The following is a 13475-nucleotide window of genomic DNA, read 5'->3' on the forward strand; positions in this document are numbered from 1 at the left end:
TTCTAATACTCAATACGCGGATCAACGATCGCATATAAAATATCCGCTATTAAGTTTCCAACAACCACTAGCACTGCGGAAATAACGGTCATCGCCATAATCACCGGATAATCTCTTGAAAAAGCAGAATCGATAAACAGCTTTCCAAGACCAGGCCATGTGAATATTTGTTCTACCACGACCGCGCCGCCAATAAAGGATGGAATCATGAGGCCAAAAATCGTAATGACAGGCATCAAACCATTTCTTAAGCCATGCTTGAAAATGACTTTGTTTTCTCTAAAGCCTTTCGCTCTTGCAGTGCGAATGTAATCCTGCCGCATGACATCAAGCATACTCGACCTTGTGTAACGCGTAAGCCCTGCCATATCAGCAGTTGCTAACACAAAGGCTGGTAAAATGATGTGATGGAGCCGGTCAAACACATTAAAATCGGTATTCAAGGTAGAGACTCCACCAGTTGGGAACCATCCTAGATTCACAGATAAAACCATAATGAGGATCAGACCAAACCAAAAATTCGGAATAGCCAGTCCGATAAATGATGTAACCGTAATGCCATAGTCAAGCTTTGTATACGGACGTTTTGCTGAAAGGACACCAAATGGGATGGCGATGATCAGGGCAACTAATGTAGAAAAAATCATGAGGATGAGGGTATTTGGCAGCCGGGCAAAAATCAAATCAGCCACGGGGGTCCCCTTTTTTACAATGGATGTGCCAAAGTCACCTTGAAGCATATTGCCAAGCCATTTCATGTATTGCACATATTCGGGATCATTCAAGCCGTACTTATCAATAAAGGCTTCCCGGTCTGCGGCACTAATGGTAGGGTCCATCATGAGTGACATCGGATCGCCTGGTGCTGCTTTCATAATAGCAAAGGACAAAATCGTAATACCAAGCAAGATAGGAATGGAAAGCAATGTCCTTCGAATGATATATGTAACCATATGCACAACTCCTTTTTCATCGAATGACCATACCGTGATATAAAAAGGGGAGTAAACTCCCCTTCCAGATTGATGACAAAGGGCTAAAATGATCTTTATTTTAGCTCTTTGTCTTTTTTTCAGCGTGATATGAAAACCCTTGAAGTCTAGGAAGGCCGAGTACTGGAGCGGAGCGAATTTGATATTCGTGAGCACCAGCACGCAGAACTGACACCGAATGCGAGGGTTTGTCTTCACGCTGAAAGGGGAGTAAACTCCCCTTCTTCACAAGTAGCCTACTGTTCAATCCACCATTTTTCGATTTTGTAATACTCATCTTTCGGGTGGTAAGAGTAGCCTTGGAGATTAGATGGCATTGCACGATGTGAGTTGGCATAATAAAGGAACGTATACGGTTGGTCTTCTGCGATCAGCTTATAAATTTTTTCATACGCCTTCGAATATTCTTTTCTATCGCTCAAGTTCTTCGCATCAACTAGCAGCTGATCCACCTCTTCATTTTTATACCAAATGTTATTTAAGCCTTTTTCCGACTGACTTGAATGGAAGATGCTGTATTGATCAGGGAATGTCGCAAGGCTCCAGCCGAGTAATAGAGCATCATAATCCCATTTAGGCGGTGTCGTCTGTTCAATTAATGCACTGAATTCCACAATTTGCGGCTTTGCTTCAACCCCAATTTCTTTGAGCTGCTGCTGAACAACAACAGCGATATCTTCACGGACTTTGTTTCCTTGGTTCGTCTTCAAAACAAAGGAGAACTTTTTGCCATCCTTATCAAGATAGCCGTCTCCATCTGTATCCTCCCAGCCCTCTTCTTTCAGCATCTTTTTCGCTTTTTCTTGGTCAAATTCGAACACTGGGACATTTTCACTCTTTGGATAGTTCCATGACAGCGGACTTTCCGGAATGTTGGCTACTTTCCCGTCTCCATCTAACACTTGATCGACAATCGTTTGACGATCAATGGCATGCGTAAGCGCTTGGCGGACCTTTTTACTTTTAAAGAGATCATTTTTCTGGTTCCAGCCAATATATGAATAATTGAGTCCTAGATCAGATTCAATTTTAACGTTGCTGACTTTTTCAGCTGTTTGCAGCTCTGCTCCCGGTACAGCAAAGAAGTCAATATCACCTGCTGATAGCTGGGCAATGGCTGCATTCTGATCAGGAATCGTTTTAATCGTGACGGTATCAAGGTATGGACGTCCATCCCAATAATCGTCAAAGGCTTCTAGTTTGACATAGTCTCCTTCTTTCCACTCTGCAAATTTAAATGGACCTGAACCGATTGGTTTTTTTCGGTTAAATTCATTTTCACCGAGATCCTTTACAGGCACATCACCTAAAATATGCTTAGGCAAAATACCATAGCTTCCTAGAGTGACATTATAAAAATACGGATCTTTTTTATTGAGCTTGAATTCAATAGAGTAATCTCCTGTCTTCTTGACAGAATCTAAGACTTCAAAGCCTGATCCACGCTCTCCGTTGTAGTCCTTATTGATCGGAATGCTGTATGTAAACACAACATCATCAGCAGTCAGTTCTTTACCATCATGAAACTTCACACCTTTTCTAATGGTCACATCAAACTGCTTGCCGTCATCAGATTCTTTAATATCTTCTGCCAGCGCTAGCTGCGGGTTGAGTTTTCCGTCTGTTTGAAGTAAGAAGCTGTAGATTCTTTCCTCAATATCAGAGCTTGCCACATCTGTTGAATACAGCGAGTTAAATAACGTAGGCTCTGCAATTGAACCGATGACAAGATCTCCGCCTTGTACAGGTTTACCAGTGGATTTCTTTTCACTGTCTCCAGAAGTTTTATTCCCACCAGAGCAAGCCGCAAGGATCAGTGTAAAGATCAGCAGTAAACTGACCAAAATGGACTTTTTATTTCTATTTTTCATGTACAATTCCCCCTATTCTTTTTTAGAAATGACGACAGATGCTGCTTCATCCCCCCTCTCAAAGATGAGATCATACAAGCTGATTAAGCGTCATAGAGGTGGCAGGCAACAAAGTGGTTCGTTCTTAATTCCTGAAATTCAGGTACTTGCTGTTTACAGATTTCCTTCGCATGCGGGCATCTTGTGTGAAACACGCAGCCTTTTGGCGGATTCGCAGGGCTCGGCAAGTCACCTTGCAACATAATGCGTTCTCTTTTCACCTGCCCTTTTTTACGGGTGATTGGAACGGAAGAAAGCAGTGCCTGTGTATACGGATGGAGCGGTTCATCGTACAGGCTGTGCTTATCGGCAAGCTCCATCATTTTGCCAAGATACATGACGCCGACTCTATCACTAATGTGTCTGACCACACTTAGATCATGAGAGATAAATAGATAGGTCAGGTCAAATTCCTCCTGGAGCTCCTCCATCAGATTAATCACCTGCGCCTGAATGGATACGTCGAGTGCTGAAACCGGCTCATCTGCGATGATCATTTCGGGATTCATGGCAAGGGCTCGAGCGATGCCGATCCGCTGCCTCTGCCCGCCAGAAAATTCATGGGGGTAGCGATTCGCAAAGCTTGGATGAAGGCCCACCTTTGACAAAAGCTGTTCCACTTTTTCATTTCTTTCTTTGAAGGAATATAAGTGATGTGTTTTGTAGGGTTCTTTGATGATGCTTCGAAGTGTTTTTCTAGGGTTGAGTGATGCAAAGGGATCTTGAAAAACCATTTGGATGTTTTTTCGTGTTGATTGTCTTAGCTTTGATTCAGATACGCGCGAGATATCTTGCCCTTTAAATAGGATTTGACCGTCTGTTGGTTCATATAAGCGAATCATTGTCCGTCCTAATGTGGATTTACCGCATCCTGACTCCCCAACAATGCCTAACGTTTCACCTTTATAAATCTTCAGGTCTATGCCGTCAACAGCTTTGACCGCACCTACTTTCTTCTGCAATACTCCCGCTTTAATCGGAAAGTGTTTTCGAATATGTTTCAGTTCAAGAATGGTTTCTTTCTCTGGAAGATCTGTTGTCTGTGATTGATTTTCAGCAAGGGTCATGTTTGGTCTGCCTCCTCATATAAGAAGCACCTGACGCTTCTGCCATTTTCAAATGTTCTCAGCTTGGGCAACTCTCCTAGGCAGCGATCCTTCACACTCGGACATCTAGGAGCAAAGCGGCAGCCGGCTGGAAGCTGATCTGGCGCAGGAACATTCCCTTTTATCGCCGTTAATGGCTGTATCTCTCCGTCAATGACAGGAATTGATTCAAGCAACCCTTCCGTGTAAGGATGAAGCGGCTGATCAAATAACTCTTCGACGGTCCCATTTTCAACAACCTGTCCGCAGTACATGACAATCACTCGATCTGCTACTTCAGATACGACACCTAAATCGTGTGTTATGAGGAGAATGGATGTACCAAATGTAGAACATAAATCTTTCATCAAGGTAAGCACCTGCGCTTGAATGGTCACATCTAGTGCCGTTGTCGGTTCATCTGCAATGAGAAGCTTTGGGTCGCAGCTTAGCGCAATGGCAATCATGACTCGTTGACGCATGCCGCCGGATAAACGGTGCGGATAATCTTTGATGATTTGTTCTGGGCGAGAAAAACCAACAAGCTTCAGCAGGTCAATCGCTTTTCTGGTGGCTTCTTTTTTTGAAAGTTTTTTGTGATAGATGAGGATTTCAGTTATTTGTTCCCCGATGGTTAAAACGGGATTAAGTGAGGTCATGGGTTCCTGAAAGATCATGGATACGTCATTTCCGCGAATACTGCATAATTCCTTTTCACCATATGTAACAAGGTCTTTTCCATCAAGCTTAATGGAACCGTCCATAATTTTTCCACCAGTCCCATTAATCAGACCCATAATGGATAAGGACGTAATGCTTTTGCCAGATCCAGACTCACCGACTAATGCGACAGTTTCTCCTCTGTTGATGCTAAAATCAACGCCATCAACAGCGGGAATCGGTTCCTTTTTTCGAAAAAAATATGTTTTTAAGTTTTGCACTTCAAGTAGCGTGCTCATTCATTCGCTCCTTTCTCCATAGATCAATAAAACGGAATCAAAAGATTCAGTCTTTTTTGAATAAAAAGAATTATCAAAATTTATATTTGTATATTATTACATCAGCATGACGAAATCAAGAAGTATTTAGTAAATTTGGTATATGTCTCTTTTTATGTTATTTATTCACTTTGTGATTCTATCGCCTTTAAAAAGGTTTCGGCTGGCTCTGCAATCATAGACTCCTCGCTGATTCGATGCTCACTGAAATACTTTTTCACGATATAAAACCCAGTGGCGTAACCAAGCATTTTGGGGTAGTTCCCTTTTCCATAAAGGAGGTTCTGTATCAGTCTTTCGTCGTCCTGGACTTTCTTATGAAGGTGACTGGATACCCATTTCTTGTACATGCGCTGAAGCTGCGCTTCGTCATATAATCTGGTCCATTTGGCTGTATAGCTTTCTCCGTATCTATGATACACAGCATATTCAGCCAACCCTTCCATCATGATTGTATCAAGGAATGTAAAATCTTTTTCTTCTTTCGTGAGAAAATGCAACCTGCATACATGGTGATATTCATGTGTCAGTAATGTACCGATACGTTCTTTCGGGGTATTTGGCGATAAAAAGAGAAAAACCTTGTCGTCAAATGCCATGCCGGATTGATAATAAAATTGCTCTCTGATTTCTTTACTGCTCTCATTGACAGGTAAAATAAACACAGGGATGTCAGGGCCTCCCCACTGTTTTTGCAGCTTTTGATATTCTTTCATGACGAGCTTGAAGTATCCTTTTTCTTTGAGCTTATCGATCATTTCCTGGCACGGGTTCCAAGATCGCACCATCCCGTGATGCTGTAAATGGGACAGAATAGAGGACCATTCCTTTTCCGCTGCTCCTTTAAAATAAGGGACAAAGCGCACCGCAAGCTCCTGAAATGATGATGATTGATGGATGAGATATTGTGTATTGATCAGACCCATACCGTTTACACCTCCATTTTTATCATATGCAAAAAGGCGGCGATCTGTTTATAGATCACCGCCTTCTCAGGAAGTATTACGCTTCGTATTTTTTGAAAATAATTGTCGCATTATGCCCGCCAAAGCCAAGTGAGTTACTCAAAGCAACTTGTACTTCTTTAGAACGTGCTTCATTTGCTACATAATCAAGGTCACATTCTTCATCCGGTGTTTCAAGGTTAATCGTTGGAGGAATGACGCTGTCTTTAATCGCAAGAACAGAGAAAATCGCTTCTACTCCGCCTGCTGCGCCAAGTAAGTGACCTGTCATTGATTTTGTTGAACTGATTGCAAGCTGATTTGCATGCTCTCCGAACACTTCTTTAATGGCCATTGTTTCAAATTTATCATTGTAAGGTGTGCTTGTTCCGTGGGCATTGATATAATCAATTTCTTCCACAGACAAACCTGCGTCTCGAATCGCTTCTTTCATCGCGCGAACGCCGCCTTCTCCGTTTGGAGCAGGTGCTGTAATATGGTATGCATCACCAGTTGAACCGTATCCAACAATTTCTGCATAAATGGTCGCACCACGTTTTAACGCATGCTCTAGTTCTTCAAGAACAATAACCCCAGCTCCCTCGCCCATGACAAATCCGTCACGGTTTTTATCAAATGGACGGCTTGCTGTGTCTGGATCAGGATTTGTCGAAAGGGCTTTGTTCGCACAGAAACCTGCAAACGACATTTTTGTTAACGGCGCTTCTGTTCCGCCTGTGATCATGGCATCAGCATCTCCACGCTGAATGACTTTAAATGCATCACCAATTGAGTTTGTACCTGTTGCACATGCTGTGACTGTACAGGAGTTAACTCCTTTTGCGCCAAGTGCAATAGAAATTTGTCCTGTCGCCATATCTGGAATCATCATTGGGACAAAGAATGGGCTGACACGTCTTGCCCCTTTATTTGAATACACTTCAAACTGCTCTTCAAATGTTTCAAGTCCACCAATACCAGACCCAACCCATACACCAACACGCGGTGCGATTTCATCTGTGATTTCAAGGCGTGAATCTTCTAAAGCCTTTTGAGCAGCAACGACTGCATATTGAGTGAAGCGCGCCATTTTTCTCGCTTCTTTTTTCTCCATGTAATCTTCGATGTTAAAATCCTTTAGTTCTGCAGCTACTTTTGCGGTATATTCACTTGAATCGACACGTGTGATCGGTCCAACACCTGATACACCTGCTACAGCATTTTTCCATGTTGTCTCTACATCGTTGCCAAGAGGTGTCAAAGCACCTAATCCTGTAACAACTACTCGCTTTTTATCCATTAATTTGTGCACCTCACTCTTTTATCGGCCCCATCGCATAGCGATTGCGCCCCACGTTAATCCGCCACCAAAACCAACCATTACAATCACATCGCCGTCATGAATTTTTCCGGCTTCGATTTCTTCACATAATGAAATTGGAATGGATGCTGCTGATGTGTTTCCATATTTATGGACAGTCTTCGACATTTTTTCGACTGGCAGCTCTAAGCGTTCGCGGGCTGCTTCCATAATGCGAATATTTGCTTGATGCGGGATCAAGAAATCAACGTCTTCTTTTGATAGTCCAGCTTTTTCGATGACGTTTACACTTGACTCGCCCATTTGTCTTACAGCAAATTTAAATACTTCTCGTCCATTCATGATTGTATGATCTTTTTCATCTAAGTACAAGTGCTTCCCGCCGCTTCCATCGGCTCCAAGCTCAAATGATAGAATTCCTTTGCCTTCGCTGACTGTTCCTAACACTGCAGCACCTGCTCCATCTCCAAACAAAACAGCTGTATTGCGGTCATCCCAGTCGGTAATGCGAGAAAGCTTTTCAACGCCAACGACGAGCACGTGCTTGAAAGTTCCTGATTCGATAAATTGTTTTCCAGTAACAAGCCCATACATAAAGCCAGCACAAGCAGCGCTAATATCCATTGCACATGCTTTATGTGCACCGAGCTGTTCTTGAATCATACAAGCGACTGTCGGAAATGCTTGATCTGGCGTGACTGTCGCCACAAGAATCATATCAATATCTTCTGCAGCCACATCTGCGTCAGCTAATGCTTTTTTTGCAGCAGCAAGCGCCATATGAGATGTATTGACATCATCAGATGCAATTCTTCTTTCTTCTATACCTGTTCTAGTACGAATCCACTCGTCAGAAGTTTCAACCATTTTTTCTAAATCATGATTTGTTAATACTTTTTCAGGTATATAGCGGCCAAGGCCAATAATTCCAGCATTCATTGATTAAGACTCCTTTTACTCATACGAGCATGTAATATTGTGATCTTATATTAGTATCTGGTACTAATTTTACCTTATTTTTTTCTCCTTGGCAATACAAACGTCTAACCTTTCCTTTCACTTTTTTCATAGATTAATGTATACCAATAGTAGAAAGGAACATGTGATATGGCGCAAAAAGATATTTTCTCGGCAATGATGTTTGGTCAGCCACTTGAAAAGGAGAAAAGCAAGACAGAAGCAAAGGAGGATCGTGCGGAAACATCTTCAAATGATGACTCAATTGACTATGTGCATGTCATGAATCAGATCGGGAACATCATGAACTCGATCGACGAGCTGAAGCCTGTGTTTAAAGATGTTGGTCCTATGATTAGTGCCTTCAAGAAAAAATTATCATAAAAAAAAGCCACTATTTTGTGGCTTTTTCTGATTCTGCATCTGCTTTTCCAAGCTCATATGCCTCTTGCATGACCGATGTAAACAATGATAGTAGCGGCTGAAGAGCTTCAGGCTCAAGCTGAATCCCTGCTTTATCTAATTCTTCTTTTGCCTGCGGGAAATACTTCATGGCAATTTGTAAAAACTCCATCGATTTTTCGTGCTGCATGTTCAAAGTCCTCACTTTTCATTTGGCAGTTTGCCAGTTTTTTTGTAATACGCAATATCACTCTCAATGTCTTTCACGAAAGCGCGGTCAATGGTTGAGCTAAATTTCCCCATTTCGATCACTCCTTCTTTAAAGTCAAAGGAGTACTCATCTTGTTCATTTAGCTTGCCTTCATTAAATTTCTTCGCAATGATACTGTACGCTTTATCGACATGCTGTACTGTGCTCGTTAAGACGGTATGACTTCCGAGGTTGGATTGATCGGTGACATACCCGATAGCTGATAAATTATCGGCTTTGATTTGTTCAATGACAGGGATATTATAACCATCACCTGCTGGATACACAACATCTACGCCTTGTTTTTTCAATTTTTGATAGAGATCCACAGCTTTGTCAGCATCGTCCCAGTTTTCGACAAATTCCGCTAGTACTTGCACATGTTCATCTTGATATTTTGCGCCTTTGATAAAGCCGTCTACTTCACTTTGCCAATCGTATGTAGCAAGAATACCAATCTTTTTGGTTTTTGACATATGTGCTGCTGTCATGCCTCCGAAAAAGCCCATGGCTTCTCCTTTAAACGTCACATTTGTGACATTGTCAGCCTGAGGCTTGTTTCCATTAACCGTAATAAATTGTGTTTTGGGATAATCTTCACTGATCAAGTTAAAAATTTCGCTGTATTCATTGCCATGGCCAATAATCAAATTGACTCCTTTTTTATGGAATTCTTCAATGGCATCAACGATCTTCTCCTTGTCGACCATCCCTTCCTTATAATAAACATCTACACCAAATGTCGATTGAATACTTAATAAGCCTTTATAACCTTTCGTTCCCCAAACTTGATCATTAATCGTATCGGGGACGAGTAAACCCACCTTCTCAATATGTCCTTTTAAAGGCGCCTGCGAGCAGGCAGATAATAGGAGAAGGAACGAAAAGATCATGACAAGCCGTTGGTACTTCATGCCATGTTCAACTCCCTTTGCAACATGCAGGCATGAACCTGTATGTTAAATATAGGTTTATTTTATACTGAAAAAAGATAAGATGGAAGATCATTCTTGCTTTTTGTCGAAAAATGTTGAGTTTTGTCTTTTCCATTCTGCGATCATTTCTTCTGCTTGTTTGTCATCTGTTTGGCTTTCTACCTTCAATTGATGCGTCATATCCTGTCTTTGGTTTGTGCGCGACGCCCATTTCAAAAGATCCTTTGCGACATCTTCTACAAAAAATGAGTGGTCATTCTTTGTTCTTCTTTCTTCATCGAGTGTCCACGGTCCGAACATGCGAGGAAGGATAACAGCTGGCACGTTCTGTTTGGACGGTTCGTCTTCAGGTTCTTCGAACAGTATTCGGTACATGCCCTGCTGCGCTTTGATGTCTGTTTCTCTTTTATTGGGTTCCTCTGATTGAATAAAGATCAGGTCATACGTCTCTTTGCCATCCTGAAGGTCAATGACACGGACGAGGTCATTCCGGCCGAGCCACATCATCCGCTCTTCTAATAGTAACTTTTGCTCTTCTGTATGATCGTGAGGACACGTGATATCCACTTGAATGCCCTCTTTCATCATATATTCACAAAGTGTCAGGCCAAAAAATTCATCTGCACCTATGATCAGTCCTGTTTCCATGTTCATGTCCCCTTTTTTAGCATATCGAATAAAAAGAAGAGCCCTTTCCATGAAGGGCTGTTATCATCCTATTCATTACAATTCTCTTTCATGCGATTTATAAAACTTGTGAATGGATTGAAAGATTCTTCTTGGATGATCAAACATATGCAAGGTGAGATCGACCTGACAATGTTCTGGATTTCTCATATGCTGATCGATAAAGGGCTTTGCGTGAAGTTCATATGAATACGGCGCGCCGCTTAGTCTTTGCCATATATGAATCGGTACATGAGCTGAATGAACGGGGCAAGAAGGCAGTGGAAACGTTTCAGCTTCCTTTTCAGTGCAGCCATAGCTCTGCGCTAACTCTTTGATCAGCTGTTTGTAAAAGAATTTGTGTTCCTTTTCTCTTTCTCTTTGTGCATGCAGATGCAAACAAGGATTCACCATCGCAATGGACCTTAGCACTTCTGGCATCTCTTCGGCAAGGCTCATGGCGACAAGTGACCCCATCCCCTCCGCCAGCACATGAATTTCCCGGTTTAATATTTCTTGTTTTAATGTGTGATGAACAAGCTGCTTTGCACTAAATACGGCATCTTCGCATCCCCAGTGATTCCCATGAAGATGACTATTAAACAATGTATATCCTTCATCCTTTAAGGCAGTTAAAAGCTGGTTTCTTCCATAATGCTGAAGCCAGAATGATGTATTTTCCTGCACAAAGTGATTTCGGTCACCGAGGATAAGAATGCCAAAGCCATTTGGTTTTTGAGGAAGGTGAATGACGTTCCACTGGGAACCAAGCTGAAAAAACCGTTCGCTTACACCCATATGGCCAGCCTCCTTTCAGTGATTCTGCTTTCTATGATATGAACAACAACTCTTGTAGGAATAAGGAAATCCCCTAAAGACTAAGAATTCTTTTCAATTTTATAGCAGAAGGTCTAAAAATGGTCACATAAAGGCGGAAAACAGTCTTTTCCCTTAACTCGTATCTATGGTATGATAATCAATAGATTGTTACATAAAGGACGGTGGGATTATGCATTATATTATCACCCTCATTTGGACTTTTCTGCTGACACATATGGCTGGTTACATCGTTGCATCTATGAATGGAGCTGCTTATGATTTTACTTTGACTTCCATTCTTGCCATTGTGTTTACGGTTATTTTATTCATCTTTGCTGAAGTAAGTCCAATGAAAGAAACGGAAAGTTCAACAAAACACTCTTAATACGTAAGAAACGATTGCTGAAAAAGAGCTAAAATGATGATTTTAGCTCTTTTTCTTCTTTTCAGCGTGAATGAAAGAGGTTTGTCTTCACGTTAAAACCCCCTGTCTTGAATACAGGGGGTTTTTTATTGGTTTACACCTCAACCGTTTCAGAGTTCTGTTTGTCTGCTGTCAAATGGCTTTTCGCAAGCCCTGTAAACAGGAAGATCGCGATGCCTGATAAAATTTCAAGCACCCCCCCGCCAGCAATAACAGGTCCCGCTCCAAATCTTTCTGCGAGGACGCCCGATACGACAGCTGCAAACGGGAGAAAGACATTTGATGATGCATTGATCACAGCATATACTTGTGGCTGATCCTCCTGGTCCACTGACGTTTGAATAATGACCATTTCCGGTACATTAATCGCACTGACGGCGGCGCCAAAAATAAAGGAAGCAAGAAGAACGACTGGCAGCCATGTGCTCATCCCTGTGATAAAGAACGCAGCCCCTTCAATCATTCCAGCGACAATAAAGAACAAACCAAATCTTTTAATTTTCACCTTTGCCAGTGCAAAGCCCATCATAAACGCGCCCACTGCGGCAACGCCTCTTAAAATGGAATACACCATTGAATCACTTTGCAGCGCTTCTGCTACGTATACAGCCGACAGTGCCTGCCACGGGGCTGCTGCGACATTCATTAAAATACAATACAGCGTTAGCGCAAATAAAATGTGATGATTTTTGACGACAAGGAAGCCTCTTTTTAAGTTATACAGATATGTATTCTTTGCTTGTTTAATGCCTGCTGCTTTTTCTTCGTCTGTCTTCTTTAGTTTGACGCCAATAATAAACAGGCCAGATATGATAAATAAGGCAGTTGTGATCAGCAGTGTATCTGCAGGTCCAATTAATTTGACCAAGAGACCCGCTACCATCACTGCTGCAAGTGCGACAATTTCAAAAGAAGATTGCAGGATCGCATTTGCTTTTTGAATGAGATGCTTCGGAACAATCTGCGGTAAGATAGCCACAGAAGCTGGGTTATATGCTGCACCTGTTGCCGATTGAATCACCATTAATGAGATCAATAACCATAGGGGCAATAGATGCGAAAAGTGCAGTAGTGGAATAATGAGTACAATTGTTGCTCGAACGACGTCTGAAGCGAACATCCATTTAGACAAATGGTGCTTTTTCATAAGAGGTCCTAGTATTGGGGCTAACAAAGATGAAGGAAGAACTGTAACTGCTAGAAGAAGTCCTGTACCAAGCGCTCCATCCCCTCTTAAAATCAATAGCCAAAGAACGGATGTAAAAGCAAAACTTTCCCCTGTATTTTTAATGAGTCTTGATATGAATAATGAGGTGAAGCGTTTATTCCAAACACTTTCACTGAGATTCGTCATTTCCATCACACAAATCCTTTCAACATCTCTATTAATAATTACATATTTTACCTTACATTCTCTTTTTTTCATACTATTTATTTGAAAATTTGAACTTAATTGTTTTTTATTATAAAGAAAAAAGAGGCATGACACATGCCTCTAAAGACTTATTCATATGGACTCTTAGTCAATTGCTTACGGCTTTCTTTGGTAGGTCCAAACACGGTTATGGTTCGAGTTATCCGGAAAGACGTCGCCTGCTTTGAGCTTAATCTTTAAAGGATCTTTCACCATACTTCCGGTTTCACCGATCTCGATATAGACACCATTATTCGGTGCTTTATTCCCTGATTTAAACTGATGCTGTTGACCCATTTCCATCCTCCTTTCTCGATTGATGTTATTATGTCCCGTCACTTGCCTCTCCAATCCTCTA

The 13475-nt window shown here is 41.7% G+C and carries 15 protein-coding genes; 2 read left to right on the forward strand and 13 right to left on the reverse strand.

The annotated features are described in order from the left end of the window. Positions 1-2 precede the first annotated feature (2 nt). The 7 genes from BA70_RS12875 to BA70_RS12905 all read right to left on the reverse strand — a co-directional run bounded on the left by BA70_RS12875 (position 3) and on the right by BA70_RS12905 (position 8189). Positions 3-953 (reverse strand): ABC transporter permease, encoded by a 951-nt coding sequence (locus tag BA70_RS12875; RefSeq protein ID WP_034322920.1) that lies wholly within the window; start codon positions 951-953, stop codon positions 3-5. A gap of 275 nt (positions 954-1228) precedes the next feature. After that, positions 1229-2863: a peptide-binding protein gene (locus BA70_RS12880; RefSeq protein WP_034322922.1), complete on the reverse strand. Its 1635-nt coding sequence runs from the start codon at positions 2861-2863 to the stop codon at positions 1229-1231. Between the two features lie 83 nt (positions 2864-2946). After that, positions 2947-3969, reverse strand: a complete 1023-nt coding sequence (locus BA70_RS12885; RefSeq protein WP_034322923.1) for an ABC transporter ATP-binding protein — start codon at positions 3967-3969, stop codon at positions 2947-2949. After that, on the reverse strand, positions 3966-4946 hold the full coding sequence (locus tag BA70_RS12890; protein WP_034322924.1) for an ABC transporter ATP-binding protein: 981 nt from the start codon (positions 4944-4946) through the stop codon (positions 3966-3968). Before BA70_RS12890 ends, BA70_RS12885 begins: the two co-directional genes overlap by 4 nt. A 161-nt stretch (positions 4947-5107) precedes the next feature. Then, positions 5108-5911: a DUF2268 domain-containing putative Zn-dependent protease gene (locus BA70_RS12895; protein ID WP_034322926.1), complete on the reverse strand. Its 804-nt coding sequence runs from the start codon at positions 5909-5911 to the stop codon at positions 5108-5110. 76 nt (positions 5912-5987) lie between these two features. Then, positions 5988-7229 (reverse strand): beta-ketoacyl-ACP synthase II, encoded by a 1242-nt coding sequence (gene fabF, locus BA70_RS12900; RefSeq protein WP_034322928.1) that lies wholly within the window; start codon positions 7227-7229, stop codon positions 5988-5990. Positions 7230-7250: 21 nt separating this feature from the next. After that, a complete protein-coding gene (locus BA70_RS12905; protein WP_034322930.1) occupies positions 7251-8189 on the reverse strand; it encodes a beta-ketoacyl-ACP synthase III in 939 nt (312 codons plus the stop codon). A gap of 168 nt (positions 8190-8357) precedes the next feature. Between BA70_RS12905 and BA70_RS12910 the strand changes: the two genes are divergently transcribed. Further along, positions 8358-8591, forward strand: coding sequence for a hypothetical protein (locus BA70_RS12910; RefSeq protein ID WP_034322934.1), 234 nt, complete (start codon positions 8358-8360; stop codon positions 8589-8591). Positions 8592-8601: 10 nt separating this feature from the next. On the opposite strand, the gene BA70_RS12915 is transcribed toward BA70_RS12910, so the two are convergent. From BA70_RS12915 to BA70_RS12930, 4 genes are all read right to left on the reverse strand, one after another. Continuing rightward, the gene (locus tag BA70_RS12915; protein WP_034322937.1) at positions 8602-8799 is read right to left on the reverse strand and encodes a ComZ family protein; all 198 of its coding nucleotides are present in this window, start codon (positions 8797-8799) and stop codon (positions 8602-8604) included. An 11-nt stretch (positions 8800-8810) separates the two neighbouring features. Next, a complete protein-coding gene (locus BA70_RS12920) occupies positions 8811-9773 on the reverse strand; it encodes a BMP family ABC transporter substrate-binding protein (RefSeq protein WP_034322940.1) in 963 nt (320 codons plus the stop codon). 90 nt (positions 9774-9863) lie between these two features. Continuing rightward, on the reverse strand, positions 9864-10442 hold the full coding sequence (locus BA70_RS12925; RefSeq protein WP_034322942.1) for a hypothetical protein: 579 nt from the start codon (positions 10440-10442) through the stop codon (positions 9864-9866). Positions 10443-10517: 75 nt separating this feature from the next. Further along, complete coding sequence (locus tag BA70_RS12930) at positions 10518-11258, reverse strand: hypothetical protein (RefSeq protein WP_034322945.1); 741 nt, start codon at positions 11256-11258, stop codon at positions 10518-10520. Between the two features lie 211 nt (positions 11259-11469). Between BA70_RS12930 and BA70_RS12935 the strand changes: the two genes are divergently transcribed. Next, a complete protein-coding gene (locus BA70_RS12935) occupies positions 11470-11664 on the forward strand; it encodes a YjzD family protein (RefSeq protein WP_034322948.1) in 195 nt (64 codons plus the stop codon). A gap of 133 nt (positions 11665-11797) precedes the next feature. Here the strand turns inward: BA70_RS12935 and BA70_RS12940 are convergent, their stop codons facing one another. Both BA70_RS12940 and BA70_RS12945 read right to left on the reverse strand, forming a co-directional pair. Beyond that, the gene (locus BA70_RS12940) at positions 11798-13063 is read right to left on the reverse strand and encodes an MFS transporter (RefSeq protein ID WP_034322951.1); all 1266 of its coding nucleotides are present in this window, start codon (positions 13061-13063) and stop codon (positions 11798-11800) included. A 171-nt stretch (positions 13064-13234) separates the two neighbouring features. Then, positions 13235-13414, reverse strand: a complete 180-nt coding sequence (locus tag BA70_RS12945) for a YjzC family protein (RefSeq protein WP_008348517.1) — start codon at positions 13412-13414, stop codon at positions 13235-13237. Positions 13415-13475 lie beyond the last annotated feature (61 nt).

Origin of the sequence: Bacillus zhangzhouensis (genome assembly GCF_000715205.1) — a bacterium.
In the GTDB taxonomy this organism is placed as follows: domain Bacteria; phylum Bacillota; class Bacilli; order Bacillales; family Bacillaceae; genus Bacillus; species Bacillus zhangzhouensis.